This is a genomic window from Kaistia sp. 32K (genome assembly GCF_016629525.1).
GTDB lineage: Bacteria > Pseudomonadota > Alphaproteobacteria > Rhizobiales > Kaistiaceae > Kaistia.
The window spans coordinates 5074892-5101234 of sequence record NZ_AP024269.1 but is presented as its reverse complement, the minus strand read 5'-3'; the positions used below and the strand labels follow the sequence as shown (position 1 = coordinate 5101234).

Sequence of the window (26343 nt, the reverse complement as noted above, 5' to 3'; positions counted from 1 at the left end):
CGGCACAGCCCGCCGACTGCCCACCCAACTGGAGAGATATCCATGTCCTCCCCGGAACATCCGGCATCGCAGAGCCGATCCGCGCTCGACCTCATCCGCCGTGCGGACGGATTGACGCTCGGCATCGAACTGCCGCTCGACAATGACTGGTCGCCCGAAAACGAGGCGAAGCGCATCGCGGCGGGCCGCCCTTTCGGCGTACCGGACCTGACCCGCTATCCCGATCTCGTCCGGCAGGTCGACCGGTCCGGCTTCGCCGCGGTCTGGATGCGCGACGTGCCGGTGTTCGATCCAAACCAGTTTGGCGACGCGGGCTCGGTCTACGACCCCTTCGTCAATCTCGGCTACCTCGCGGGCATTACCCAGAACATCGCGCTCGGCACCGCGGCGATCGTGCTGCCGCTGCGCCATCCGATGATGGTGGCGAAGGCCGCCGCGTCGGTTGACCAGCTCTCGGGCGGCCGCCTGATCCTGGGCGTCGCAAGCGGCGACAGACCCGTCGAATACCCGCTGCTCGGCCTCGACTACGAAAGCCGTGGCGACGCGTTCCGCGATGCGGTTGCCTATCTGCGCGAAGCCTGGACGCCGGGCGGCCTGCCGCTCGGAGGAGGTCGACGCGAGCCGCGCCTCGACCTACTGCCCAAGCCCTTGCAGGCCTCCGTACCGATGATCATCGCCGGTCAAGGCCGGCAATCACCGGAATGGATCGCTGGGAATATGAACGGGCGTTTCGTCTACCCGAACGACACCGAGAGGCTCGCCCTTCAGGCGCGAGACTGGCGCGCGGCGCGTGCCGCGCTCGGGCTCGATCGCGGTGTCTTCATCAGCGCATTCCATCTCGACCTCGCCGACGATCCGGACGAGGCGCCGACGCCTCGCCGCTTCGGGGCGCGGACCGGGCGCAACGCGCTCCTCGATCACCTGCACCGGCTCGACTCCGCCGGCATCGACCATCTCGCCCTTCTGCTGCGTCCGTCGCGTCGCCCGCTCGACGAAGTGATCGACGAGCTCGCCCGTGATGTTCTGCCCGTCCTCGGCAACAGGAGCCGCGTTGCGACCGACGCGGCTGAATAGCAAGGGCCTAGCCTATGCGGAATGTCTCCCCAACGGCGTCACCCTTGCTGCCCTCGGCTCCGCGCGTTCCCGGTGCCGGGCGCGAATACGCTCCGCATGGCGCCATGAGTACTCAAATTCGGCGTCCACCATATCGACATCCCCTAAATCCACGGCAAGGAGGCCGGGATCGGAGGGGGATCGCCAGATCCGGGCGTCGCCCGCCGCGATTCTACCTAACGACCAAGGTCTGGATCGAGAACTACCGACACGACGCCTTCGCCAAATCCGTTGACGAGAGCCAAGCACGGCTTGATACCTATTGTGTTGACCAGCTGCTTCTGCACTGACCAAACGGCGCCTCTATTAGCGACAACCGAGACGAGGGCATGCCCCATCTGGCGAGCGCCAGTCTACGCACGCCATCCGACCCGTTCTGCACGGTCGTCGCCAGGTATCTGGAAAGATGCCCGGCGCCTACGGCACATTGCCGGTGTGATCACGCATCGCTCGCGCGAAGGCACGGATGGCATCCTGATTGCAGGACACCAAATAGAGACTGCACATAAGCGAAGCCTAACCACGCTCCGACTTAATGGAACCCCCCGAAACTCGCGCGAGATGGCGCGTTTAATGCAAATCAGACTGATACGATGACTACGACATCTCTGTTGCTGATGCAACTATAGCCACCTATGTGGACTAGTGCGGTCTGGAATAGCCTCCGGACCACTATTGCATCGTACGAATATCTGGACTCACACATTGCGATTGGGATCGTCTAACGCGCCGGCGGTCAAAAATGGCCGATGCTGGAAACCGCCCCGAGCGAGCACCCGGTTTTTTGCCGCGTTGCGGTATGTCTCTTGCCATCAATTCTGGCTTCAGTATCTTTGGCCTTGATGAGTCGATTTGTTCGCCCACTCCTGCTGCTCCTCATAGCTGTCGCGTTGTCCGCGAGCGGCTCGGGATGGGACATGGCTGCCGCCAAGGGTGCATCGCCCCTCAGCGTCACGGCGAACCTGCAGGCGGCCATGAGCGCCGGTGATGCGACCCAGGATCACCACGGCAACGTCGTGGTCGCAGCCACCTGCAGCCCCGACGAAAGCTGCGCCCCCCAGGCGTTGGACCCGGGCGCAACCTGTTGTGCCACGAGTTGCCACATCGCGGTGTCGACGATCCTCGGTGCGCATGATCTATCGCTGGCAGCCGGCAGACTCATCAACACCAGAGTTGCCGACCAAGACGTTGATGACGCCTTTCTGCGCCGCCTCGAGCGGCCGCCCAGAGTCGCCGACGTCTGATCGTCGGCCTGAATCCCCACTAAATACCGATGCTTGACGGCTTTGCCGTCCGAATAGCTCGACTCTCGGATTCCTGCCGACGGCTTCGCCCGCTGCGCCCGCAGCGCTCGAAGATCGCGTTTGATGTTGCGTGGCGCTCAGACCTGTCTGGCCTCGCCAAGCTCCGAGGAATCCCATGAAGTTCATTGTCGTGGTGGCACTTGCCGCCATCCTATCCGCATGCACGGATCAAACACTGATTCGTGTTGGTTATGATCCGGCCAGTCCGACAGTATCGGTGCCTGATCTCAAGTATACGCCCGTGACGGTTGGCACGGTCGACTACCGACCGGTCGAGCCCAAGTCCTGGATCGAGCGCAATCAAAACGTCGCCCCCCGCAAGGGAGGTGAATGATGGCAGTCGTGATAGCCAAGGGGTCAATCAGCGCGCGATCACTCCCAATTCTGCGACTGACCGGATCCAGCCTGCTCATCCTGACCCTCGCCGGATGCGCCAGCTTCTCGCCGGATGGCGGCATGACGCCGGTTGCAGGCCAGGTCTCGTCCGAGATCGGGGCCAGCACGCACAAGATCGACTCGCCGGCCGCCGCCGAGGCCGCTGATACGCGCGTCAAGGCGCTGCTCGCCAAACCCATAACCGCAGAAAGTGCCGCTCAGATCGCGCTGCTCAGCAATCGAGGGCTCCAGGCCGAATACAACGCCCTCGGCATCACCGAGGCCTCCTATATCCAGGCTAGCTTGCCTCCGAACCCGTCCATCGGCCTGGAACGCGTGGCCACAGGCGGCTCGCTGGAGATCGAGCGCCGCGTCGTTGCCAACCTGCTCTCTCTGATAACCCTGCCCCAGCGAAGCGCCATCGCCAAAACGCAGTTCGAGGCAGCTAGACAGAGAGCGATCGAGGCAACCTTCCGGACAGCCGCCGATGCGCGACGCGCCTTCTACAAGGCGGTCGCCTCCCGCCAGATCGCAACGTCCCTGGAACAGGCGCGCGGATCCGTTGGCGTCGCCGCTGAACTGACGAAGAAGATGGGCGAGACTGGCGCCGCCAGCAAACTGGATCAGGCGCGCGCCTCCGCGTTCTATGCGGAGCTTTCCAACGATCTCGCGCGAGCCAGGATGTCGGCAACCGCCGACCGCGAGGCCCTGACGCGGGCGCTTGGTCTCTGGGGCGCCGACATCAACTACAGACTTCCGGCACGACTGCCAGCGATGCCGCCGATCCAGACGGCAAAACAAGTGGAGGCCGATGCAGTCCGTAAGCGGGTGGACCTGATCGCCGCGCGGCTGGAGCTCGACGCCACGGCAAAAACGCTCGGACTGAGCAAGGCGACGCGTTTCGTCTCCATGCTGGACGGTGGCTTGCGAAGCAACACCGAGAAGGAAACAACGGATGGCATCACGGAACGTTCGTCGCCGATAGGTTTCGAAATCGACCTTCAGATTCCGATCTTCGACCTTGGCGAGACCAATGTCCGTCGCTCCAAGGAAACGTATATGCAGGCCGTCAACCACCTGATGGAAAAGGCGGTCAACGTCCGCTCCGAGGCTCGCGAGGCCTATGCCACCTACCGAGGTAGCTACGACGTTGCCCAGTTGTATCAAGCCCGGATCCTGCCGCTGCGCAACACGATCAACGAGCAGGCCCTGCTGCAATACAACGGCATGTTGATCGACGTCTTCGAACTGCTGACCACGGCGCGCGAAGGCATTGAAAGTGACGTCGCCGCTATTGCAGCGCGACGCGACTTCTTCCTCGCCAGCGTCGATTTCCAGACGTCCGTCATCGGCGGACGGCCCGGCAGCAGCGGAACCCGCATGGCCGCATCCGCTCCCGACGCCGACTGATCCAGGAGAATTTCAACGATGACAGTTTCACGCCGCAACTTCCTTGGCGCCTCCGGAGCGATGGCACTCGTCAGCGCGACAGTTGTATCAGGACGCGTCCAGGCAGCCTCCATCCCGGAGGCCGCCACGATGACCGACCCAAGCATGCAGCCTCCCCTCGTGCCGACGACGGGGCCAGACTACCAGCCTGTCGTCACGCTCAATGGCTGGACGCTACCATGGCGCATGAATGGCGACTGGAAGGAATTCCATCTGGTAGCCGAGCCAGTCCTGCGCGAGTTCGCTCCCGGGATGGTGGGGCATCTGTGGGGCTATAACGGCCAGTCTCCCGGGCCGACCATCGAAGCGGTCGAGGGCGACAAGGTCCGTCTTTTCGTCACCAACAAGCTGCCCGAACATACGTCGATCCATTGGCATGGACAGCTTCTTCCCAACGGCATGGATGGCGTAACCGGCCTCAACCAACCGCCGATCAATCCAGGAGAAACGTTCGTCTACGAGTACCAGCTGCAGAAGAGCGGCACATTCATGTACCACCCGCATGCCGACGAAATGGTTCAGATGGCCATGGGCATGATGGGCTTCTTCGTCGTGCATCCGAAAGACCCAAGCTTCCGGCGCGTCGACCGCGACTTCGTCTTCCTCATGGCGGCATACGACATCGATCCCGGCGCCTATGTGCCGAAGGTCGCCGAGATGACCAATTTCAACATGTGGACCTGGAACAGCCGCGTGTTTCCCGGCATCGACCCTTTCGTCATCAGCAAGGGAGACAAGACCCGGATCCGCTTCGGCAATCTGACCATGACCAATCACCCGATCCACATGCATGGCTACGACTTCAAGGTGTCGTGCACGGACGGGGGATGGGTTCCGGACGCGGCCGCTTGGCCGGAAGTGACGATCGACTGCGCCGTGGGGCAGATGCGAGCATTCGACTTCGTCGCGGACAAGCCGGGCGATTGGGCCATCCACTGTCACAAGTCGCATCACACCATGAACGCGATGGGCCACGACATCGGCAATTTCATCGGCGTCGACAAGAAGCTGACTACCCCGCAAATCCGCAAGATCGTGCCGGGATACATGCCGATGGGCTCGGCCGGCATGGCCGACATGGGCGAGATGGAAATGCCGTTGCCGGACAACACACTGCCGATGATGACGGGCTTCGCCCAGTTCGGCGCTGTGGAAATGGGCGGGATGTTCTCGGTCGTGAAGATCCGGGAAGGCCTCGCCTCCAACGACTACCGAGATCCGGGTTGGTTCAACCACCCCGAAGGTACCGTCGCCTTTCCCTGGAAGGGCGACGTCAAGGACGCGGAACGGCCCCCCGCGAATGAGCCCGCTTCGCGAAAAGTCGTCGAGTTCGACGTGGTCAAGCCCGGCGCGAAGTCTACCCATCAAAATCACTAAGCAGGAGTACGCCTATGAAGAGAATTCTCCTTTCTGCCGCGCTGGCGGTCGCTCTCCCATCTATCGCCTGGGCCGATGCCGGCCATAGCAGCGGCGAGCCCTATGGCGAACCCGGCGATTCCAGAAAGCCGGCTCGGATCGTTCAAATCGTCATGCGCGAAGCCGATGAGAGAATGGAGTTCGTCCCCAAGAACATCAAAATCCGCCGGGGACAGCAGATCAAGTTCGTCATCCGCAACAACGGCGAGATGAACCACGAGATCGTTATCGGCACCCTCGAGGGCAACCTCAAGCATGGTGCCCAGATGGCCAAGAACCCCGACATGGAACATGACGACCCGAATATGCGTCGCCTCGTACCGAAGGCAAGCGACTCGCTGATCTGGAAGTTTACTAAAGCGGGAGAGTTCGACTTCTCGTGCCTCATCCCGGGACACCGCGAAGCGGGTATGTCCGGCACCATCATCGTCCAATAGCAGCGAATAATCCGGAGATTTAAACGATGAGAATCCTGACTGTAGCTTCAGCAATGACACTACTCTCAAGCATTGCTTTCGCAGAAACCACCCCGGTCCAGGGGGAAGTAATCAAGATTAACGATACCCAGAATAAATGACGCTCAAACACGGCCCGATCAAGAATTTGGACATGGAGGGCATGACGATGATTTTCGCGGTGGCGAAACCAGAGATACTAAAAACTTTGAAAGTCGGCGACAAAGTCACCTTCGAGGCCGACAGAGTTAAGGGACGACTCACAGTCGTGACGATTGCAAAGTCAAAGTAGCAGGAACAAAAACAAACAACAAAAAGCAAACGTCATGTACACACAAAGAATCGCCATAAATCTATCGTATGAATAAGCGTAGCAGGAATCCAAAAATCCTGCGATCTATCGACCGCATCTAAGGAAATCAAATAATGAATAAGACGATCTACGTTGCCGCGGCAGCGATCTTTTCCTTGTCAGGAATAGCCGCCCGGGCCGACGGCCCGGTTGTCAGTCGCGTCACCAACGTCAACTGGACGACGGGAGCTCTCACCCTGCAATCGGGCGAGAGCTTCCAATTCCAGCCTGCATCTCGCCTCTATGGAGTCATTCCGGGCCAGATGGTGGGCATTACCCATGACGGCGAGAACGGCGTAAGCGCATATAAGCCGTACTACGGTCGCATGAGCAACGATCGCCCGCGATAGTCTAGTTTGAGTTAACCAAGTCAGCGACAACGCCTCTGCAAAGGCGTTGTCGCCCAACAACTCTAGCCGCCTCGCGAAGATTTGCCAACCGCGCGGGCGCCTGCAGCCGTCGACCACAACGAGCCCGCCGAGATCCGGGCACTCCGCCGCTCGACCCTTCCAAATGCTTGTCCATACATCGGGACCAATACAGTCCCTGCCCCATTCGGTGCCGAGGGTCTGCAACGCCGGGCCATGCTCGGCAGACTTGCGACCTGGCCCCTCCTGCCCTGATGCCGGCAGGCACGCTATCGCCTAGCGCCTCCCCCATATCTGCTGGAAGGTCAGCTGTACTGCCGCTCGCGACCACCAACAAGATCGCATCGACTGCGGTCTTCATAGTGGCATGGATGCCCCGCAGGCAGGCGCCACTGAAGAAGGCGAGCACCGTGTTGCGCGCATCGAACGCCTCTCCTGACTCTTATGCCGTGGGCCGGCACGTACCCATGCAGCCGGGTACAACCGCTTGTGCACGCCCTGCCCTAGCGTCCGCCACGCGGGGTCGCGGCAAGCCGTTTGAGGCAGGGTTCGGGCTCGCCTTTTGTTATATTGACTATTTCATGCAATAGTCGTTTATTGCTCGCCGCATGGCCGGGGTGAGGGGGGAATTCACCGAAGGCACGCAAGCGACCGAGGAGGAGAGCGATGCGTTCTACAAGATGTGGCAGGAGTATTGCTGCGGTGATTGGGGCGGTGGCGGCCGTCGGTGCGCTCGTCGTGCCGGCACAGTCGACCGAGCTCAAGATGTGGATACTGAGCGGCAACCCGGGCAATGCTCAGTTCCTGACCGAGGCCGAGACCGAGTTCCAGAAGACCCATCCCGATTTCAAGCTGGTGCTCGAGCAGCTTCCGAACGAGTCCTACAAGACGCAGTTGCCGGTCGCCCTGGCCGGCTCGGCACCGCCGGATGTCTTCTTCAACTGGGCCGGCGAGTATGCCGCGCGCTTCGCCAAGGAAGGACAGGCGCTCGATATTACCGAACTGGGCGCGAAGCCCGGCGGTTTCAAGCACAGCCTGTCCGACGCCTGGCAGTCGTCCTTTGAACTCAAGGGCCGCAACTTCGGCGTGCCGACCGACGCGGTCTCGAAGTATTTCTTCTACGACAAGGAATTCTTCGCGAAGAACAACCTGACGCCCCCCACGACCTTCAACGGGCTGGTGAAGCTCTGCAAGTCCATCCGCCAGATCGACCCGAGCATGGTGCCCTGGCCCTTGGGCAATTCGGAGCGCTGGATCGTCAACCACGTCGTCACCATGCTGAACGAGCGCGTGCTGGGCAATGCCAATACGGCGGCCGATTACGACCTTTCGGCGCCGGCGGACCAGCTGTTCACCAATCCCGGCTATGTCGAGGCGTGGCAGAAGCTCGTCGACCTGCAGGATGCCGGTTGCTTCCAGGATGCGCCGAACGCGACCTCGCCGGAGGCGGCGGACCAGATGTTCCTGGCGCAGGTCAGCCCCATGACCTTCTGCGGCACCTGGTGCGCGGCCACCTTCGACAAGGATGGCTATACCGGCTACAGCCTGTTCCGCTTTCCGAGCATCGAGGGCGGCAAGGGCGATCCGGCCGCGACCTTCCTGGTGCCCCAGGGCTACCAGATCGCCGCCAAGTCCCAGCACCCCGAGCTGGCGGCGGAATGGGTGAGCTTCCTGGTGTCCAACGAGCAGGCGGTCAACTACGCCAAGCTGACGGCCGCCGTCCCCTCCAATGCCGCGCTGATCGAACAGGTGGGCGGAACCGAGCAGTTCAACTGGTTCGCCAAGGACATCGCCCAGTCGACCGGATCGGTGATGGTGCTCAACGTTCTCCTGGAGAGCGCCGTGTCGGAAGCCTACCTGGACGCCGGCGTGGAAGTGCTCAACCGCACCAAGACCCCGCAGCAGGCGATGGACTACATCCGCGGCATCGCCCTGCAGTCCAAGGCGCGTCTGGGACGCAACTGACCCTCCCGGCTGGCGTGGCGGAGCCGCCGCGCCAGTTCCACCCGTCTAGGTGAGCCATGTCCCAAGTTCAAACCCTCAGCCCTGCATCGGCCGCCGAGCGCAGCCGCGTCATGAGCACGGCGACGAGTTCCGCCCTGATGCTGGCGCCGGTCTTGCTGCTGTGCGGCGTCTTCATCTTCATTCCCGCGCTCCTAACCGTCGCCGGCTCCTTCTTCAGCTTTGGCGTCACCTCTCCGCACTGGGACTTCGTCGGCGGGGCCAACTATGCCCGCGCCGCGACCGATCCGGTGTTCTGGACGGCGATGAAGAACAACATCATCCTCGTCGTCGGATCAGTGGTCCTGCAGGTCGGGCTCGGGACGATCCTGGCGGCGATCCTCGACCGCGGCATTCCCACCGGCTCGACCTTCTTCCGCACCATCATCTTCGCGCCGATCGTGGTTTCCTCGGTGGCCGTGGCGCTGATCTGGCTCATCATCTTCGATCCCAACACCGGCATTCTGAATGCCATCGTCAAGGGAATGGGCCTGACGCCGCCGCCGATGGGCTGGCTCGGCGATCCCAACATCTCGATCTGGATGGTGCTCATCGTCGGCACCTGGCAGTACACCGGCTTCATGATGGTCATGATCCTGGCGGGGCTGCAGGCCATCCCGAAGGAGCTCTACGAGGCGGCCGCCTTCGACGGCGCCCGCGGCGTCAAGGCGTTCTGGTACATCACCCTGCCGGGCATCCGAAACGTGCTGGCGGTCGCCGCGCTGGTGACGACGATCAGCGGCTTCAAGGCCTTCGACCTGATCTTCGTGCTGACCCAGGGCGGCCCCGCCAACGCCACGCAGGTGCTGGGAACCTACATCTACTTCCAGGCCTTCAAGTTCAACGACATGGGCTACGCCTATGCCATTTCGGTCGTCCTGCTGGCCGTTGCGGTGGTCCTCGGCAGCCTGCAGCTCAAGTCAAACCGGAGGGCATGATGCCGCGCTTCCGACTAACCGCCCTGGTCACCTACGGCGCGGTCACCGCCTGGAGCCTGTTCGTGGTGCTGCCGCTGCTGTGGATGGTGATGGCCGCGTTCAAGACGCGCCGGGAGATTTTCACCAACCCGCTCGGCCTTCCCTCCGGCTTCTCGTTCGACAGCTTCTCGCGCGCCTGGGGCGTGGGCATGGGCACCTTCATGCTCAACTCGGTCATCGCCGTGGGCCTGGCGGTGCTCGTCATCGTCATCGTCTCCGGCATGGCGGCCTATGTCCTGGCCCGTACCGACAGCCCCATCGCCAAGGGGATCTACCTGCTGATCGTGGCCTGTTTCGCCGTGCCGCTGACGGCGGTGCTCGTGCCGCTCTACCAGATGGTCTCCGCCGCCGGCATGCTCAATTCGCCGCTGGCGATCGTGCTGCCCTACTCGGCCTACGGCATCCCCTTCACCACCATGCTGTTCTACGCCTTCTTCCTCGATTTCCCGCGCGAACTGGAAGAGGCGGCGCGGCTGGACGGCTGCAACCAGCTCGAGATCTTCTTCAAGATCATCATCCCCCTCTCCGGTCCGGTGGTGGCGAGCGCGGCGATCTTCCAGGCGGTGTTCGGCTGGAACGAGTTCCTGCTGGCGATGCTGATGCTCACCAAGACCGAAGCCAAGACGCTGCCGGTCGGCATTCTGCAGTTGAAGGGCGAGTACGCGTCGGACTGGCCGGCGGTGATGGCGGGCCTTGCCATCGCCACCGTGCCGATCCTGATGATCTTCATCCTGGCGCAGCGATACTTCGTGCGCTCGCTGGCCGGCATCGGCAAATAGGGCAAGCCCGCGCCCCGACCTTTCGACGAACCAAGCTCGATGAGCTTTCGTCGCGAGGCCGGGCGCCCAGGGCGGGCTTCTTCCAGGGAGGGCTTTTTCGCGACTTGGTGCGCGATCGGTTGAAGGCCGGTATCGGAGAGCCTATGAGGGTCTCGATCCGCCAGGTATGACATCCATGTTTGGCCGCGACGGTCGCAAGCTGCGCCAGGGCAAGACAGCCCTCGGTTGCAGTCGGCGAGGTCCCGGGCTCCAGTATTGACGGCTTGGTGACCAAAGGTTAGGCGTATTTAAGGTTGCAGTCGACATTGCGGTGACGCAGGAGGCCGGGTGAGCTACGCAAGGTCCGAGGCGGACACAGATACAGAACTCCAGGCAGGAAATGCGTTTGCATCCCGCCCGGCGCCGCCCGGCCGTCGCTCCGACACGGTCTATGCTGTGGTGCGCGACCACATCACCCAGGGTATACTCGAGCCAGGTCTCGTGCTGACGGAATCGGCGGTTTCGCGGGCCTTCAAGGTCAGCCGGTCCCCCGCTGCCGCAGCCCTCGCCCGATTGGCCGAAGAGCGTCTGATTTCCGAGTTTGGCGGGCGCGGATACCTCGTGGGAGCCAGGACCAACGTGCCCGTCCGGCGCGACCTGGCGGAGGCCGGGCTCAACCTGACCACGGCTCCCCTCGACGATCTGCAACAGCGCGGCTGGCGCGACCGGCTCTATCCCTTGGTCGAACGGGAAATCGCCGCCAGCATGGCCTTTGGCCCGTTCCGCATCGTCGGGACCTCGCTGGCCGAGGCGTTCGGCGTCAGCCGGACCGTGGCCCACGAGATCCTGACCCGGCTGGAGCGCGTCGGGCTGGTATCGCAGGCCAGCAACGGCCACTGGTACGTGCCGCAGCTGACCGTGCGGGATGTCGAAGAGCACTACGAGATCCGCTATCTGCTGGAGCCGCCCGCTCTGGTCGAGGGCGTGAAACACCTGGCGCCCGGACAGGTCTCGACCCGGCTGCAGCGGGCCCGGGCGCTGCTCGAGCGCGGAACCGTACTGAGCGAGGCCGAGATCAGCCTGCTCGAAAACGATCTGCACCGGGACATCGTTCTTGCCTGCGCAAACACCCAGTTGCGCCGGATGATCGAACGCAGCCAACTGCCGCTGATCGCCACGCATCTGACGTTTGAGCGCTACTTGAACAGCGAAGAAATCCTCGTGGCCGTGGAGCAGCATATCCGCATCCTCGAGCCCCTCGATGCGGGTGACGCCAGCGCGGCCGTCGCGGCGATGCAGGCGCATCTGAAGTCGGCGGTTGCCGGCACGATTGCCTGTCTCAAGGCCGGCGCCGCCGCGCCGAGCGCCCGAATTCCGGGATATCTCACCTCCGTATAGCCCCGCGCATGGGCGGCCGAGGAATCGCTTTGGCCACATATTGACTATTTCATGCAATGCTCGTTTTATGCCCCGGATCGCTGCGCGCCCCCCCGAGGATCATCGCCGACGACGGTGACGATGCGCAGCCGCACTGGAGGAAGACGAATGACGAATTGGTGGCGCGACGTTTCGTGCAAGCTGCACCTCGACTATCATGAACCTCATTGGATGACGGGCGTCGCTGCCTCGTTCGACCTGGCCGAGGCCCGCCGCCAGGCCAGGATCTTCAAGGAAGCCGGCATCGGCGCGGTCAGCTACTTCACCCACGACCACCATGGCTTCGCCTTCTGGCCCAGCAAGGCAGGCGTCAACCATCCCGGGCTCGTCAACGACTACGTCGGCAACATGACCACGGCGCTGGCCGAGGAGGGCATCCGCCGCATTGCGTATTTCCAGCTGTTCACCAACATCCACATCAAGCAGACGCATCCGGAGTGGCTGGTCGTGGCGCCGGACGGCACCAATCCTCCGGGCGCCTGGATGATGTACGGGGCTTCCGCCGTCTGCGCGAGCAGCCCCTATCTCGACGAATACATCGCGCCGCTACTGACCGAGCTGCTCACCACCTACGACATCGAATCGTTCTGGTTCGACGGTGGCGCCTGGATGGTCGACACGCTCTGCCACTGCAACTACTGCAAGGAAGGCTTCAAGCGCGATACCGGCCTCGACCTGCCGGCGTCGGTGCCGGTGCGCAAGCGTCGCCATGCGCCGGCCGCCGTCTTTGAATCGCGCGGCAAGGTGGACGAATTCGCCATCGACTGGTCGATTTCCGACGATGCCGGCGACAGCGATCCGCAATGGGTGGCGTGGCGCATCTGGCGTCGCAAGCAGATTGGCACGTTCCTGGCGCGCACCATCGAAGTGTGCAAGGCGGCGCGCCCCGATGTGCTGATCACCGACAACTCCATCGGTCGCTCCAGCACGCCGGTGCCTGCCGGCGGCAATGGCGAGCCGGTGCGCTGGCTGGCCCCGCAGGAGATCGGGCTTGACTATCTCTGCAACGACGCGCTGCCCTGGGGCGGCGATTTCCCGGTGACCTTCAGCGCGGTCGGGCGCAACGAGGCGACCACGGGCATGCCGTTCGACTTCCACAACATCCGCTTCCACAAATGGGGCGAGTGGCAGCTGCGCGATGCGGAAGACATGATCGTCGACTCCGCGGCGACGCTCGCGCAGGGCTCCAGCACCTACTTTGCCGACCAGCCCTACCCGGACGGGCGGATCGAGCCTGCGGTCTACGAGGTCATCAAGGAGGTCAACGCCTTCTCGCGTCCAATCACCGACCAGTCGGTGACGACCCAGGCCGTGCCCGACATCGCCGTTCTCGCCAGCGCGCCGTCGCAGATTTTCGGACCCATCGGATCCGGCGTCAACGCGGCGCGCAACACCCGTGGCGCCGTCGGCCTGCAGGGGCTGGGCGAGCGGACCGACCGCATCGACGGCGCCCACCTGGCGCTGACCCATAGCGGCGTCCAGTTCCTCATCTATGACGAACCGACCCTGCGCCAGAACCTGTCGCGCCAGAAGCTGGTGATCGTGCCCGAGCAGTGCCTTCTGGAAGAGGCGACGATCGACGCGCTCGACGCATATGTGCGGGATGGCGGCGCGCTCATCGTTACCGGGCGCTCCGGCTGGTGGGACCAGGCGTATTCAAATGAGAACGCCAAGCGGTTCGACCACATCCTGGGCGTCGAGACGCTCGGGGCGCATCCCTCGCCGATCCACTATGTGGAACTCAGCGACGAGCTGCGCGAGCTGGCAAGGGTTCCGGTTCATCCGATCATGCAGTGGGGCGCCGCGGCCAACGTCCGCGCGACGAGCGCGGAAGTGCTGGCCGATCTGCGCGGCCCGCTCAGGGCGGTGTGGCGCGACGGTATCCAGGATGAGGATCACTGGCAGCACTACACGACGCTCGGCGCCTGCCCGCCCGGCGAGGACATTGTCGGGCCGGCCGTAACCCTCAACCGCCACGGCAAGGGGTTGGCCATCTTCGTCGCGACGGACCCCTTCGCCTCGCACATGCACGAGAACCGCCCGCATGTGCAGCGCTTCGTGCAGGCGCTGATGGAGCGCGCCTATCCGACCGCCGAGCGGCTGGTGTCGATCGCAGGGCTCCCGCCCCAGGTCGAGGTCTCCGTGCAGCGCGACGAGGCGGCGACCTATGTGCATCTCGTGGGCTATGCGCCGCTCAAGCGGCTCGGCGCCATGGTGCACAATGCCGGCGTGCCCACCACGACCGGCGGTTCGGTCCGCCTGCGCCATCCGACCCGTCCGGCGAGCGTGGACGAGATCCATACCGGCAAGCCGGTCGACTGGAGCTGGACCGACGGCGTCCTCGACATCTCGGTCCCGGCCTTCTCGACGCACGCCTTCCTTCGCGTGGCCTGACGTGACAACCGAACCCCGGGCGACCTTCGCCCGGGGTTTTTCCAGACGGCGTCACGGAAAAGCCGAGGCTCCTGCCCGTCTCCAGATGACTGAATGAAGACCCGCCGGATCGGCCGCTATTTCGGGAACAGAAACTGGATCTGGGCCCGGATCTGCCATTGCGGGCCGATGTCGTCAGGCGAAATGGCGTTGTAATAGGCGCCGAGCTGGGCGTTGATCGGCTGCTTGCCGATCTTGAACACGCGCCCGACGGCGCCGCCGACCGGCAGCACCCAGCGGTCGTCGTTGTCCGCCTCCCAGTTCGCCGTGATGATCGGCGAGGAGGAGAGATACCAGCCCTCCTTGAAATTGTAGTTCACGAAGGGCTGGAGCGTCATCTGGTTGACGTTCGCGCGGTCGCTTTGGCCCGCGAACGACCAGATGTTGTTGATGAGGGCGCCATAGACCCAGGGGCCGTGCATGACCAGCCCGACGCCGGCGATACCCGCTCCCCATTTCCCGGTGCCGAGATCCTCGTCGGTGGCGGTCGGCAGGAGGAAGGTCGGGCCGACACCCCAGACGAACTTGTCCGATTTGGCCGGCGACAGAAAGAAGGTCGGGTTCAGATCCCCGAGGCCGAAGGTGCGGCCGTCGTCGGGCGAAAGCTGCGGCTGCCAGATGACCGGCGCGATCACGCGGGTGATCAGGTTCCAGTCGGGCGTCAGATGGATTGGGATCACCGGCTGGATATTGAGGATTTCCTGCGTCTTGTCGTAAGGGCCGTAGCCGAAATTGGTGTTGGACTGAAACGGCACGCTGATCATGTCGGCGACGGGGTTCTGCGCCGCTTTCGCGAGGTCCGAGGCGGACTGTTGGGCCGCGGCCGGCAACGGCGCCAGCAAGGTGGCGAGGACCGCGCCAGAGGCCGCGAGGGCCACGCCATGCACCCGTGAATGCCTGTCTGACACGACGCGCTCCCAAAATTGAACACTGGGGCATTCCGTCGAACGGCGCCCCGCCTGCGCGGGAGCGCCCTGCTGGATCTTTCTTCAGGCGGATCTGCAGGAAATTACCGCAGATTTCTTAACATGACGCAGCGTCATGCGCAGTAGCATTTGCGCCACAGGCACGCCCCGTTGCATGGCCGCGAAAGCGCCTCAGCGGCGTCGGGCCCGGGCGAAGCGCGCCGATCCGGAAGCCGAGGCCGCCGCGCCGATGGAGGATCCGCGAGGCGAACGTCTCCGGCCCCAGCCACCGCTCCGGCGCGTTTCCATTGATGCAAATCCTTCAACACTCCATGCGGAGATTGCCGTCTTAACCTGCCGCCGCTGCCGGCCTAGATAGGCGTCACTTCTCAAGGAGACAGTCATGCAGAAAACGATGCTCATCACGGGCAGCTCCAGCGGCGTCGGCGCGGCGACGGCAAAGTATTTCGCCGAACACGGCTTCAACGTGGTCGCCACGATGCGCAATCCCGAGGCCGCCCAGGCGCTGGAAGGCATCGCCAATCTGATGGTGGTGCGCCTCGACGTCGAGGATACCGCGAGCATCGAGAGCGCCCTGCAGGCGACGCTGGATCGCTTCGGCCGTCTCGATCTCCTCATCAATAACGCCGGCTATGGCCAGTACGGCGTGATGGAAGGCATGCCGATCGAGAAGATCCGCGAAAATTTCGACGTGAACGTCTTCGGCGTCATCAACGTGATGCAGCGGGCCGTCCCCATCCTGCGCCGGCAAGGCGGCGGCACGATCCTGAACGTCAGCTCCTGCGGCGCCATCTTCGGCCTGCCGGCAAGCGCCGTCTACATCTCGACCAAATGGGCGCTGGAGGGCTTCACCGAGTCCATCGCCTATGAGCTCGCCTCGCAGAATATCGTCACCAAGATCTTCGAGCCCGGCGGCATCCTGACCCCGTTCCACGAGCGCTCGGCGCGGGACAATACCGGCAACGGCCACGTGCCGGGCTACGACGCCTTCCTCGAGAACACCAACAACGCCATGGCCAATCTGGCCGAGGGCGCGGCCAGCCCCGAGCGGGTGGCCGCGGACATCTATGCCGCCGCCACCGACGGCACGGACCGCCTGCGCTATTGCGCGCCCTACGGCGTCGAACATCTCGTCAAGGCGCGCCGGGAACTCGACGATCCGGCTTACGAGCGTTTCATGCGGGCCCAGTTTCCCGCCGCCGCGCGCTGAGCAGCGGATCGAGGCCCCGGAGACGCCGGGCTTCGGCCCGGCCCTCCTTCAGGCGCCGCCCGGCGGCGCCATCCCTTTGCACAGACGGAAAGACCCCGATGAACCGGCCTTATGTCATCTGCCACATGCTGACATCCATCAACGGCAAGACCACCGGCAGCTTCCTCGAGGCCCCCGAGACCCTCGGCGCGATCGAGGCCTACGAGACCACCAACCAGAGCTTCGACAGCCGCGCCTGCCTGAGTGGTCGCCTGTCGATGGCCGAACACTTCACCCATCACCAGCCGCCTGTTCTCGACCCGGAGGCGCCGGTCTATCCGCGCGAAGACCACATCGCCGACCCGGCGGCTGAGAACTACATGGTGGTGGTGGATACGGCGGGGAAGCTCGGCTGGCAGACGAACCGCATCGAGTATATGAGCCGCCCGCCCCACCACATCGTCGCCCTGCTGACCGGAAGGGCGCCGGATGGCTATCTGGCCTATCTCAGGGACCGGGGCATCTCCTATATCCTGGCCGGCGACGACGCGCTCAATGCCCGGCTCGCGCTGGAAAAGCTGAAGCTTCTGCTGGGGATCGAGAAGATCATCCTGTCCGGTGGCGGCGTCACCAACGAACACTTCCTGCGGGCCGGGCTGATCGACGAGCTCAGCCTCGTCGTGGCGCCCGTCATCGGCCACGACAAGGAAGAGATCGACCTGTTCCAGGCGATCGACGCGAACCGGACCCGCGCCGCCACCGCGCTGACGCTCCGGAGCGTCGAGACGCTGGAGGTTGGCTGCCTCTGGCTCCGCTATAGCCTCAAGTCGGAATCCGGAGAGAGCGCGGCCTCATAGGCCGCGCCCAAAACCCTTGCGAGCCGGGGACCGGCCGCCCGTCGTCCATCGGCTCTCCTCGGCGGGCACTGTCCCGTCGCCGAGATGCTGCGCGAAGAAGGTGCGGATGCGGGCCCGGGCGTCCGCCGCTTCCTTCTCCTTGTAGCTCGCGCCGATGACCGCGCCGAGTATGCCGATCAGGCCCTTGTGGTCGTCGAGGAAGGAATGCCCGGCGGCGGGGTATTCCTTGACGTCATTCTCGATGCCGTTCCGCTCGAGCGCGTCCTTGAGCCGCGCGGCCCCGCCCCGGATGGTCCAGTCGCGACCGCCATAGCTCGCGACCACCGGGCAGGCGCCGCCCATGATCGCCTCGATGTCGTTCGGGACCGGGCCGTAGTTCGGCGCGGCGGCCGAGAAGCCGTGACCGGCGGCGAGGAGGATCGCGAACTGGCCGGTCCCGCAGAAGCCGATGACGCCGGTCTTGCCGGTGCAGTCCTCGCGGCCCACCAGCCACGACCGCACCGCCTCGACATCGTCGAAGGAGACGCCCCGCCGCGCCGCCATGTCGCGCATCAGGGTCCGGATGCAGCGGATGCGGCCGTCCCAGGAGAACAGGTCCGGCGCGATGGCGAGATAGCCCTGCTCGGCGATCCAGTCGGCATGGCCGCGCGTAACGCGGGTCAGGCCGAAGATATCATGCAGCACGATGACGCCGGGCCACGGCCCCTCCCCCTTCGGCGTCGCCACATAAGCCTTGAGCGGGTGATGCGGCGTCGTGATCTCGACCTCTGTCATCGCGTCTCCAATCCGGATCCAATGCGGGGTTCAACCGCCTGGAGCCTAGATTGGTTTATTCGATATCCTGCGGTAGACTGCGGGAATGCATTTGTTAAATTCGATTTTCAAATGAATGACAGGTTCTTTTCGCTGCAGCTCTTCGCGCATGTCGCGAGGAGCGCGAGCTTCTCTGTCGCGGCCCGCGAAATGGGCGTTTCGCAGCCGACGGCGTCGCGGATCATCGCCGCCCTGGAGCAGCAGATCGGCGTCAGCCTGTTCCTCAGGACGACGCGGGCCGTCACGCTCACCGAGGCGGGCGCCGATTACCTCCAGCGCATCGAACCGATCCTGACGGCGCTCGAAGAGGCCGATCACGCCGTTCGCGGAACCGGCGAGTTGCGCGGCATGCTGCGCGTCGCCGCCTCCTCGGCCGCCGCGACGCGGGGCATCCTGCCGCGCCTGGCGCGATTCACCGATCTGCACCCGAACCTGCGCATCGAGTTCATCCTCAATGACGACCGGCAGGATCTGGTGAGCGAAGCCGTGGATGTCGCCCTGCGAGCCGGGCCCCTCGACGACTCCATGGCCGTCGCCCGCAGGATCGGAACCGTGCATCGCGTCGTCGTCACGGCGCCGGGCTACCTGGCCAAGGCCGGCACGCCGAGGGTCCCGGCGGACCTGTCGGACCACGCGATCATCCTGAGCCCGGCCGCGCGCGTGATGGAGGGATGGACGTTTCGAAGGGACGGGAAGACCGCCTCGGTCCGGCTCAAGGGACGGTTCATCCTGAACACGCTGGACGCGGCGGTCGCCGCCGCCGTGGCCGAGCTCGGCATTCTGTCGACCGGCGATCTCAGCGTCCTGCAGGAACTGGAAACCGGCCGGCTGGTGCGTATCCTGCCCGATTGGGAGATGAGCTCGGTCGATATCAGCCTCGTGCTGCCGGCGGGGCGAGCGACCAAGCCGTCCGCCCGCGCCTTCGCGGATTTCGTCGAGGCCGAGTTCCGCAAGCTGCACGCCCCGTGAGTGTCTGACCTGTGATGCTGGATGAAAGCCTGCCTTCTTTCTTGAACCTCCCCCTTGAGGGGAGGTCGAAAACGCCCTTCGCGTTTTCGGGAGGGGGTAATTCGCGGAGCCTGCGGCAAGACCGACGAAGAAACCCCTCCCCAAGACCGCCAGATGGCGGCCTTGCCCCTCCCTCAAGGGGAGGGTTCAAGCCCGGCTCCTCGCGGGTCGGCTAGACGTTGCTCAGGAAGCCGCCATCGATGCGGATGACGGAACCCGTGATGTAGGAGGCGCGGGGGCTCGCCAGGAAGGCGACCGTGTCGCCATATTCCCGCGGCTCGCCATAGCGCCCGACCGGGATCGACGCCGTGCTTTCCGCGGTGACTTCCTCGACGGGCCGGTTCTCGCGCTTCGCCTTCTGCTCGTCCAGGAAGACGATCCGGCCCGTCGCAATCCGGCCCGGAAGCACGATGTTGGCGGTGATGCCGTCGCGGCCGACCTCGCGCGCGAGCGTCTTCGACCATCCGACCAGCGCCAGTCGCAGGCTGTTCGAGATGCCGAGATTGGGAATGGGCGCCACGATGCCGGACGAGGTCGACGTGATGATGCGTCCCCATTTCCGCTCGCGCATCGAAGGCAGCACAGCGTCCGTCACGGCGATGACCGAGCGGACCATCATGTCGAAATATTTCGACCATTGTTCGGGAGCCTGCCCGGCCGCCGGGGTCGGCGGCGGGCCGCCGGTGTTGTTGACCAGGACATCGACGGGACCGAAGGCCGATTTCACGTCCTGCAATCTCGCTTCGGTGACCGAGAGGTCGCCGATATCCCAGGCGAGCGCCAGCGCGCGTCCACCCGCCTGGGTGATCGCGTCGGCCGTGACCGCCGCCGCTTGCGCGTCGATATCCGCGACGACGACGGACGCGCCCTCCGTGGCGAGCGACCGCGCGATCGCGCCGCCCAGGCCTCCGCCGGCGCCGAAGACGAGAGCCGTCTTGTCATTCAGGTAAAGATCCACATTCCGCTCCTCTATTGAAATCCGTCGCGAGCCTGCGCCGCGTGGCGGCTCATCCCTTGTCCCGTTCGGTCGCGTACCAGCCCGTAGCGCCGCGCGGCACGAACCGCCCCGAACCGGCGCTGTTGAGGATGTTCGTGCCATCCCAGGCGGGCGCGCCGCGCAACCAGCTGGCGGCGACGCGGACGGTGAAGGTTTCGCCATGGAAGGGGCTCCAGTTGAGCCCGTCATGCGCTTCCGCCTCGTCCCAGGTGAAGGCCCCCTGCTCCAGCGCGATGAGATCGGCATCCCGGCCGATTTCGATCGCCCCCTTCCGATCGGCGATGCCGAAGAAGCGCGCCGGGCGATCGGCGAGGTAGTCGGCCGTCAATCGCACGGCATCGAGCCCCCGCCTTTCCGCCGCCGTGAAGAAGGCCGGAACCAGGGTCTCAAGGCCGGGCACACCGGCGCCGGCGTCGAAGATCGACGCGACCAGCTTGTTGTCGATCGGCCAGCTGGAGTGATCCGACGAGACGAACGCGACCAGCCCGTCCTCGATCGATTGCCACAGACCCTCGATCGCGAGGCTGCGGATCGGCGGGTTCACCTTCATGCGCGCGCCGAGCCGCGCGCCGTCGCGCGCCGCGTCGAGCCACAGATAATGGACGCAGAGCTCGCCGGTCGCCCGCGCTCCCAGTTCGGCGACGGCCCGGAGCAGCCGCAGCCCGGCCTCCGTGCTCAGATGTACCGGGTGGACATGCGCGCCGCTGGCGAGGCCCAGCGCGGCGAACTGGCCGGTCGCGGCGAGTTCGGCCGCTTCGGGCCTCGCCTCCGCATGCGCGACGATGCCGTTGCGCCCCTCGGCCTTGGCCTTCGCGATCCGGGCAAGCACGATTTCCTGATCTTCGTTGTGCAGCCCCAGCGGAATGTCCGTCGCGGCGAGCACTTCCAGCAGGTCGAGGGTGAGGTCCTCGCCGATGCGCGGGAAACGGACCGGATTGCTCTCGAAGGAGGAGATCTTGAAGGCAGCGACGCCCCCTTCGATCAGGGCGGCGACGTTCGCCGTGTTTGTCTCGCGGGTCACGGTGCCGTAGAGCGCCATGTCGGCATGGGCGTGCTCGGCGATGGCCGCGACCTTGGCGTCGAGGCGTTCGGGCCGATCCAGCGGCTCGGGGTTGTCATAGGGCATGTCGACCAGCGTGGTCACGCCACCAGCGATCGCGGAGCGCGTCGTATCGGCGATGCCGGCAAGCCCCTTGTAGCTTGTCGCATGGGTCTGGCCGTCCACCGCGCCGGGCAGGATCAGCGACCGTCCGCGATCATCGACCGTCTCTGCGGCGGGGGCCTCGCCGGAACCAATCGCGGCGATCTTGCCGCCATCGATCGCGACCCAGCCATTGTCGATGACCTGGTCCGGCGTAACGATACGGCCCTTGATGAGGAGTTCCATCGTCTCGGTTCTTCGCTGTTCGTTGGAGATTCAAGGCGGGTGTCGCGGCCGCGACGGCGGCCGGCGCGGGATCGATCCCGGAGGCAAGGCGCCAGGTTCGACCGTCCGTTCAGCGGGATCGCGACAAGGCGCGAGGCCCCTCAAGGGCGGGCGGCCCCGGGCGCCGTTTCCGAGCGGATCGGGCCCGTGGCCGAGATGGGTCGCGCGACCGTTCAGTTGTGATGGCGGGTTCGCGCCACGAAGGCCCGCGTGCGCTCTTCCTTCGGGTGGACGAGCACGGCCTCCGGCGACCCGGATTCAACCACGACGCCCTTGTCCATGAAGGCGACGTTCGTCCCGACCTCCTGGGCAAAGCGCAGCTCATGCGTCACGACGATCATGGTCATGCCTTCGGCCGCGAGGTCCCGCATGACGGCCAGCACCTCGCCGACCAGCTCGGGATCGAGCGCGCTCGTCGGTTCGTCGAACAGCATCAGCGACGGGTTCATGGCCAGCGCCCGCGCGATGGCGACCCGCTGCTGCTGGCCGCCGGACAGGAAGCGCGGATAGGCGTCGACCTTGTTCGCGAGCCCCACGCGCTTCAACAGGTCGAGCGCCGTCTCGGTCGCCTCGGCGCGGCTCCGGCCGTTCACCAGCATCGGCGCCTTGACGACGTTTTCCAGCACCGTCATGTGGCCGAACAGATTGAAGTTCTGGAACACCATGCCCATGCGGGAACGCTGCCGCGCCAGCGCCCGGTGACCGAGCGAATAGACGCGGTTGCCGACCCTGCGATATCCGACCAGCTCGCCGTCGACATGGATGAAGCCGCTGTCGATCGTCTCGAGATGGTTGATGCAGCGCAGGAACGTCGACTTGCCGGAACCGGACGGGCCGATCAGGCACAGCACATCGCCGCGATCGACGGTGATGTTGATGCCCTTCAGGACCTCCATGGAATCGTAGCGCTTGTGGACGTTCTCCGCCCGCAGGACGGGCGAGCGCGAGGCGCCGATCGTGGCCTGTGCCAAAGGATTTGCGTTCATTGTGTCACAAGGCCCCTACCGAAGCGACGCTCGACCAGCCACTGCAAACCGGACAGCGCCGTGGTCGCTACCAGATACCAGAAGCACGCCACCATCAGCAGCGGGATGGTCTGGTAGTTGCGCGAGTAGATCAATTGCACCGAATAAAGCAGATCCCCGAGCGCGATGACGCTGACGAGCGACGTCATCTTGAGCATTCCGATCAGCTGATTGCCGATCGGCGGAATGATCGAGGGGATCAACTGCGGCAATACGATGTGCCAGAACTTCTGCCACGACGTCATGCCGAGAGCATCCGCGGCGTTGCGCTGGCCCTTGTCGAGGGCAAGCAGCCCGCCGCGGACGATCTCCGCCATATACGCCGCCTCATGCAGCGCCAACCCCAGGATCGCGGCGACATACGGCGTGATGACGGCGTTCGTCTTGACGCTGAACAGCGTCTCGCCGAACGGGATACTGAGCGACAGGGTCGGAAACAGGGAACCCAGATTGTACAGCATGATCAGCTGCACCAGCAGCGGCGTTCCCCGGAAGAACCAGATGTACAGCCCGGATAGACCAGAGATGAAATGACTGGACGACATCCGCATGACCGCGAGGATGACGCCGAGGACCAGGCCCAGCATGGTCGTGACGATCGTCAGCCAGACCGTCAGGATGAACCCCTGCAGAACGATAGGATCCAGCAGGTATTGACCCACAATACCCCATGACATCGCCGGATTGACGATGATCGACCAGGCGACCATCCCCAGCACGGCAATCGCGACGACGATGAAGGCCCATTGCCAATAGGGCCGGGCCGGAACGTAGATGACCGCGTCATCGGCGTTCCCCTTGGGGGAAGACTCAACCATATTCAGGTCGCCTGCATACCGGGCATTCAGTTCGCCCACATTCATCTCTGACTATCTCCTGAGCGCAGCCGCCTGGCCCTAGTTGCCTTGTGTCTCACCCAGGTTGATGGCGGGCGTATCCAGCGACAGGGCCTCGACGTTCCACTTCTTCATGATCTTGTCGTAGGTCCCGTCGGCATGGACGGCCTTCAGCCCGGCGAGCAGCGCCTCGCCCAGCTTGGTCCGGTCCTTCAGGTAGACGATGCCGTTCAGCTCTTTCGGGAACAGCGCGTCGGTGACGATCCGAACCGGCCGCGGGGCTTTGGGAATGATGTCGCCGGCGATGGCGGCGCTGGAGATGATGTAGTCGGCGCGCTCGGAGTACAGCGAGAGATAGACCGCGTCCGCGGTGGCGAATTCGAGCTTCTTCGGCGCTTCCTTGCCGATGGACTTGCAATGGTCCGTCAGGGACTTGCTCAGAAAATCGACGTGGGTCGTGCCCGATTGAACACCGACCGTGGCGCCGCAAAGATCGTCCGCCCCGCCCTTGGTCGTCGCGTTGCCTGACAGCGTGAAGGCCGCCATCGTGGAATAGGAATAGTCGACGAAGCTGAGAGTCTTGCGGCGTTCCGGCGTCTCGGCGATCGCCAGCATCGCGACGTCATAGCGGCCGGACTGCACGCCGGGGATCAAGCCGGCGAACTCGACCGACGTAGACTTGATCTCGACGCCGAGCTTGTCGGCGATGGCCCTCAGAATGTCGATCTCGAAGCCTTCCGGAGTCTTGCCGTCGCTGCCCATGAAGACGAACGGGGGCCAGCGGGCGTCGGTCACCAGATTGATGACCTTGGCGCTCTGGACCTCCGGCGGCAGCAATCCGTTGAGGTCCTCGGCATGGGCGGCGGCGCCGAATGTCGCGGCGAGCGCCGCCGGCATCACGAGACGCCTGGTAAGGGCAGCAATGAAACGCGGGGCAGACATCTTATTTGTTCACCTCTGTTGTCGCTTTATTGGAAGGCTGTTTTGTTCTCGACTGCTTATTGTCTCGCAATCTTGAAAAGCGGGACCGGAACGCCGCTACGCCGTCCCGTTTTGCCTTCAAGGCGTCATCGGGCCCGAAGGCTCCGATGGCCGCTTCCGGCCGCATTCGGGCCGGACGCGAACTTGCCCTGAGGCGCCCCGCCGCCTCCCCTTTTTTTGGCTCCGGCATACTTGTAATATACCAGACATATTTCAAATAGTATGTCACGCTTTGGGGTCTGTCAAAGCCGGATCGCGGGCAGCGCACATCTTGCGGGCGCTGCTGAATAATGCAGCAAATCCGGGCCTGATTGCTGTTAAAATATCAGCGGATATGCTAAACAAATAGGCATCATATATATCTTGATATATAGAGCGAGACGCTGCTACGAGGCGGGATGCTCGCATTTTGGAGACATGGATGATCGGACATATTCCAGGCGCCGCGGCCGGCGCCGGCGAGACCCCGGAGAGGCGTGCGAAGAAGTCCGTCTCGCTGACCGACAGCGTCTACGCCATGCTGCGGAGCGAGATCCTGACCTGCGTGCTCGAACCCGGGAGCGAGGTTTCCGAGGCCGAGCTCGCCGAGCGCTTCGAGGTCAGCAAGACGCCGGTGCGCGAGGCGCTGGCGAAGCTCCGGTCAGAGGGGCTGGTGAAGACGTTTCCGCGCCGCGGCTATCAGGTTGTTCCCGTCACCTTCGGCGACATGAACGAGCTGTTCGACCTGCGCAACATTCTGGAAGCCGGCGCGGCGGAGCTCGCCTGCGCGCGGATCACCGACGCCGAGATCGCCAATCTGAGCCGCCTGGCCGATGTCGCCTATGACCAGCTGGAACAGCCGACGCTCAAATCCTTCATCCAGGCCAACCGTGATTTTCACGTCGCCATCGCGATCGCCTCGGGCAATGAACGGCTGCACCATCTCCTCGCGCTGCAGATGGACGGGCTCGAGCGCTTCTTCTATCTCGGCGCCCGCCTGCGCAACGTCAGCAACGAGACAAAGAACGACCACCATGCGATCGTCGAGACGCTGCGACGGCGCGATGCCGCGGCGGCTCGCCAGATCGTGATCCGGCACAATGAGATCACCCGCCAGGGCCTGTTCCAGGCGCTGACCACCTCTCGCATCCAGAGCAGCGTCGCGCTCTAGGGGCCGGCGGGCGCGTGCCCTTCAAGGGCCCGGCTGAACGCTCCCGGCGCCTCGCCTGGCGAACAAGGCGGCTCAGCGCGCCGCCGCGCAACCGCCGGCCCGTTCCATGGCCGGGACAGCCTGCACTTCGCGCCCTCACAGGATCGCGCGCTCTGGGCGGCGCGAGGCAGGATGCTCTCCCAGATCGGCCGGAAAGAGCGCGCCGCGTCATTGCGTCCCTTCCCGCGCCGACACGATCCCGATTCCGCCCCCTCGACAGGCCGTTTCCGATGGCCTACAAATACACTCCGTGAGATATCTGAACATATATCTATGATGCGTGACGCAGGACGTGGTTCGTGCGGCCAGGCGGGGAACAGGCGTGGGCAACCGGCGCCGGAATCCCCCGGAGGCCGAAGGACGACCGCGAGCCCTCTGCACGAGAGGAATTTCGCGGCTTTCTCCACGACCGGATGACGGGAACTGAGCTTCGGCAACGGCAACACAGGGCCGGCGGATGGAACAGGGGCCGAATGGGATTCCCGTGTTCATTTTCAAAAACAACCGGCCTGCATGATTATTAGGGAACGATAGTATGACGACGCAGACGATGGCTGCTGCACCGCGCCGCACCGAATTGTCTCTGCTGGATCCCACGGCAGGACTGGATGCAAGGCCCCTACCCGATGCCGCTCAGCGTCTCCGCGCTCTCGAACAG

At 64.3% G+C, this 26343-nt stretch carries 24 protein-coding genes; 17 read left to right on the top strand and 7 right to left on the bottom strand.

Features of this window, described 5'->3' with window-relative positions:
• Window positions 1-111 precede the first annotated feature (111 nt).
• The 13 genes from K32_RS23530 (at window position 112) to K32_RS23470 (ending at window position 14399) form a co-directional block, all read left to right on the top strand.
• Window positions 112-1074, top strand: coding sequence for an LLM class oxidoreductase (locus K32_RS23530; RefSeq protein WP_244669721.1), 963 nt, complete (start codon window positions 112-114; stop codon window positions 1072-1074).
• A 956-nt stretch (window positions 1075-2030) separates the two neighbouring features.
• On the top strand, window positions 2031-2357 hold the full coding sequence (locus K32_RS23525; RefSeq protein ID WP_201401808.1) for a hypothetical protein: 327 nt from the start codon (window positions 2031-2033) through the stop codon (window positions 2355-2357).
• 175 nt (window positions 2358-2532) lie between these two features.
• Window positions 2533-2751 carry a hypothetical protein gene (locus tag K32_RS23520; protein ID WP_201401807.1) on the top strand — a complete coding sequence of 73 codons (219 nt, stop codon included), beginning with the start codon at window positions 2533-2535 and terminating at the stop codon, window positions 2749-2751.
• On the top strand, window positions 2748-4202 hold the full coding sequence (locus K32_RS23515) for a TolC family protein (RefSeq protein WP_244669719.1): 1455 nt from the start codon (window positions 2748-2750) through the stop codon (window positions 4200-4202). Before K32_RS23520 ends, K32_RS23515 begins: the two co-directional genes overlap by 4 nt.
• A gap of 18 nt (window positions 4203-4220) precedes the next feature.
• Window positions 4221-5618 (top strand): multicopper oxidase family protein, encoded by a 1398-nt coding sequence (locus K32_RS23510; RefSeq protein WP_201401806.1) that lies wholly within the window; start codon window positions 4221-4223, stop codon window positions 5616-5618.
• A gap of 14 nt (window positions 5619-5632) precedes the next feature.
• Entirely contained in the window at window positions 5633-6094 is a 462-nt protein-coding gene (locus K32_RS23505; RefSeq protein ID WP_201401805.1) for a plastocyanin/azurin family copper-binding protein, read from the top strand.
• A gap of 136 nt (window positions 6095-6230) precedes the next feature.
• A complete protein-coding gene (locus K32_RS23500; RefSeq protein ID WP_371812803.1) occupies window positions 6231-6404 on the top strand; it encodes a copper-binding protein in 174 nt (57 codons plus the stop codon).
• 134 nt (window positions 6405-6538) lie between these two features.
• Window positions 6539-6814: a hypothetical protein gene (locus K32_RS23495; protein WP_201401804.1), complete on the top strand. Its 276-nt coding sequence runs from the start codon at window positions 6539-6541 to the stop codon at window positions 6812-6814.
• 732 nt (window positions 6815-7546) lie between these two features.
• Window positions 7547-8797: an ABC transporter substrate-binding protein gene (locus tag K32_RS23490; RefSeq protein WP_201401803.1), complete on the top strand. Its 1251-nt coding sequence runs from the start codon at window positions 7547-7549 to the stop codon at window positions 8795-8797.
• Between the two features lie 56 nt (window positions 8798-8853).
• Window positions 8854-9771, top strand: coding sequence for a carbohydrate ABC transporter permease (locus K32_RS23485; protein ID WP_201401802.1), 918 nt, complete (start codon window positions 8854-8856; stop codon window positions 9769-9771).
• Window positions 9771-10589 (top strand): carbohydrate ABC transporter permease, encoded by an 819-nt coding sequence (locus K32_RS23480; protein ID WP_201401801.1) that lies wholly within the window; start codon window positions 9771-9773, stop codon window positions 10587-10589. Before K32_RS23485 ends, K32_RS23480 begins: the two co-directional genes overlap by 1 nt.
• A gap of 327 nt (window positions 10590-10916) precedes the next feature.
• Window positions 10917-11966, top strand: a complete 1050-nt coding sequence (locus tag K32_RS23475; protein WP_201401800.1) for a GntR family transcriptional regulator — start codon at window positions 10917-10919, stop codon at window positions 11964-11966.
• 210 nt (window positions 11967-12176) lie between these two features.
• A complete protein-coding gene (locus K32_RS23470) occupies window positions 12177-14399 on the top strand; it encodes a beta-galactosidase trimerization domain-containing protein (RefSeq protein ID WP_201401799.1) in 2223 nt (740 codons plus the stop codon).
• Window positions 14400-14515: 116 nt separating this feature from the next.
• On the opposite strand, the gene K32_RS23465 is transcribed toward K32_RS23470, so the two are convergent.
• Window positions 14516-15346, bottom strand: a complete 831-nt coding sequence (locus K32_RS23465) for a hypothetical protein (protein ID WP_244669718.1) — start codon at window positions 15344-15346, stop codon at window positions 14516-14518.
• Window positions 15347-15746: 400 nt separating this feature from the next.
• Here K32_RS23465 and K32_RS23460 point away from each other — a divergent pair, with 400 nt between their 5' ends.
• Window positions 15747-16574, top strand: coding sequence for an SDR family oxidoreductase (locus K32_RS23460; protein WP_201401798.1), 828 nt, complete (start codon window positions 15747-15749; stop codon window positions 16572-16574).
• A 98-nt stretch (window positions 16575-16672) separates the two neighbouring features.
• The gene (locus K32_RS23455) at window positions 16673-17410 is read left to right on the top strand and encodes a dihydrofolate reductase family protein (RefSeq protein ID WP_201401797.1); all 738 of its coding nucleotides are present in this window, start codon (window positions 16673-16675) and stop codon (window positions 17408-17410) included.
• Here K32_RS23455 and K32_RS23450 read toward each other — a convergent pair.
• Window positions 17405-18184 carry a dienelactone hydrolase family protein gene (locus K32_RS23450; RefSeq protein ID WP_201401796.1) on the bottom strand — a complete coding sequence of 260 codons (780 nt, stop codon included), beginning with the start codon at window positions 18182-18184 and terminating at the stop codon, window positions 17405-17407. The two genes, K32_RS23455 and K32_RS23450, sit on opposite strands and share 6 nt — an antisense overlap.
• Between K32_RS23450 and K32_RS23445 the strand changes: the two genes are divergently transcribed.
• Window positions 18155-19192: a LysR family transcriptional regulator gene (locus K32_RS23445; protein ID WP_244669716.1), complete on the top strand. Its 1038-nt coding sequence runs from the start codon at window positions 18155-18157 to the stop codon at window positions 19190-19192. The two genes, K32_RS23450 and K32_RS23445, sit on opposite strands and share 30 nt — an antisense overlap.
• Before the next feature lie 211 nt (window positions 19193-19403).
• On the opposite strand, the gene K32_RS23440 is transcribed toward K32_RS23445, so the two are convergent.
• From K32_RS23440 to K32_RS23420, 5 genes are all read right to left on the bottom strand, one after another.
• Window positions 19404-20189, bottom strand: a complete 786-nt coding sequence (locus K32_RS23440; protein WP_201401795.1) for an SDR family oxidoreductase — start codon at window positions 20187-20189, stop codon at window positions 19404-19406.
• 49 nt (window positions 20190-20238) lie between these two features.
• Window positions 20239-21615, bottom strand: a complete 1377-nt coding sequence (locus K32_RS23435; protein ID WP_201401794.1) for a dihydroorotase family protein — start codon at window positions 21613-21615, stop codon at window positions 20239-20241.
• 212 nt (window positions 21616-21827) lie between these two features.
• Window positions 21828-22640, bottom strand: a complete 813-nt coding sequence (locus tag K32_RS23430; RefSeq protein ID WP_201401793.1) for an amino acid ABC transporter ATP-binding protein — start codon at window positions 22638-22640, stop codon at window positions 21828-21830.
• The gene (locus K32_RS23425; RefSeq protein ID WP_244669714.1) at window positions 22637-23542 is read right to left on the bottom strand and encodes an amino acid ABC transporter permease; all 906 of its coding nucleotides are present in this window, start codon (window positions 23540-23542) and stop codon (window positions 22637-22639) included. The genes K32_RS23430 and K32_RS23425 overlap by 4 nt, the downstream gene beginning before the upstream one ends.
• Before the next feature lie 33 nt (window positions 23543-23575).
• Entirely contained in the window at window positions 23576-24457 is an 882-nt protein-coding gene (locus K32_RS23420; RefSeq protein ID WP_201401792.1) for an ABC transporter substrate-binding protein, read from the bottom strand.
• Window positions 24458-24917: 460 nt separating this feature from the next.
• Here K32_RS23420 and K32_RS23415 point away from each other — a divergent pair, with 460 nt between their 5' ends.
• Window positions 24918-25646, top strand: a complete 729-nt coding sequence (locus K32_RS23415) for a GntR family transcriptional regulator (RefSeq protein WP_201401791.1) — start codon at window positions 24918-24920, stop codon at window positions 25644-25646.
• Window positions 25647-26343 lie beyond the last annotated feature (697 nt).

Bases quoted from the DNA above. Each gene is read 5' to 3' on its own strand.
- K32_RS23500 (WP_371812803.1), top strand. From the start codon at position 6,231: ATGACGCTCAAACACGGCCCGATCAAGAATTTGGACATGGAGGGCATG.
- K32_RS23450 (WP_201401796.1), bottom strand. From the start codon at position 18,184: ATGACAGAGGTCGAGATCACGACGCCGCATCACCCGCTCAAGGCTTAT.
- K32_RS23455 (WP_201401797.1), top strand. From the start codon at position 16,673: ATGAACCGGCCTTATGTCATCTGCCACATGCTGACATCCATCAACGGC.
- K32_RS23470 (WP_201401799.1), top strand. From the start codon at position 12,177: ATGACGGGCGTCGCTGCCTCGTTCGACCTGGCCGAGGCCCGCCGCCAG.
- K32_RS23520 (WP_201401807.1), top strand. From the start codon at position 2,533: ATGAAGTTCATTGTCGTGGTGGCACTTGCCGCCATCCTATCCGCATGC.
- K32_RS23510 (WP_201401806.1), top strand. From the start codon at position 4,221: ATGACAGTTTCACGCCGCAACTTCCTTGGCGCCTCCGGAGCGATGGCA.
- K32_RS23505 (WP_201401805.1), top strand. From the start codon at position 5,633: ATGAAGAGAATTCTCCTTTCTGCCGCGCTGGCGGTCGCTCTCCCATCT.
- K32_RS23485 (WP_201401802.1), top strand. From the start codon at position 8,854: ATGTCCCAAGTTCAAACCCTCAGCCCTGCATCGGCCGCCGAGCGCAGC.
- K32_RS23525 (WP_201401808.1), top strand. From the start codon at position 2,031: ATGGCTGCCGCCAAGGGTGCATCGCCCCTCAGCGTCACGGCGAACCTG.
- K32_RS23515 (WP_244669719.1), top strand. From the start codon at position 2,748: ATGATGGCAGTCGTGATAGCCAAGGGGTCAATCAGCGCGCGATCACTC.
- K32_RS23425 (WP_244669714.1), bottom strand. From the start codon at position 23,542: ATGAATGTGGGCGAACTGAATGCCCGGTATGCAGGCGACCTGAATATG.
- K32_RS23415 (WP_201401791.1), top strand. From the start codon at position 24,918: ATGATCGGACATATTCCAGGCGCCGCGGCCGGCGCCGGCGAGACCCCG.
- K32_RS23460 (WP_201401798.1), top strand. From the start codon at position 15,747: ATGCAGAAAACGATGCTCATCACGGGCAGCTCCAGCGGCGTCGGCGCG.
- K32_RS23495 (WP_201401804.1), top strand. From the start codon at position 6,539: ATGAATAAGACGATCTACGTTGCCGCGGCAGCGATCTTTTCCTTGTCA.
- K32_RS23430 (WP_201401793.1), bottom strand. From the start codon at position 22,640: ATGAACGCAAATCCTTTGGCACAGGCCACGATCGGCGCCTCGCGCTCG.
- K32_RS23435 (WP_201401794.1), bottom strand. From the start codon at position 21,615: ATGGAACTCCTCATCAAGGGCCGTATCGTTACGCCGGACCAGGTCATC.
- K32_RS23480 (WP_201401801.1), top strand. From the start codon at position 9,771: ATGCCGCGCTTCCGACTAACCGCCCTGGTCACCTACGGCGCGGTCACC.
- K32_RS23420 (WP_201401792.1), bottom strand. From the start codon at position 24,457: ATGTCTGCCCCGCGTTTCATTGCTGCCCTTACCAGGCGTCTCGTGATG.
- K32_RS23445 (WP_244669716.1), top strand. From the start codon at position 18,155: ATGCGGCGTCGTGATCTCGACCTCTGTCATCGCGTCTCCAATCCGGAT.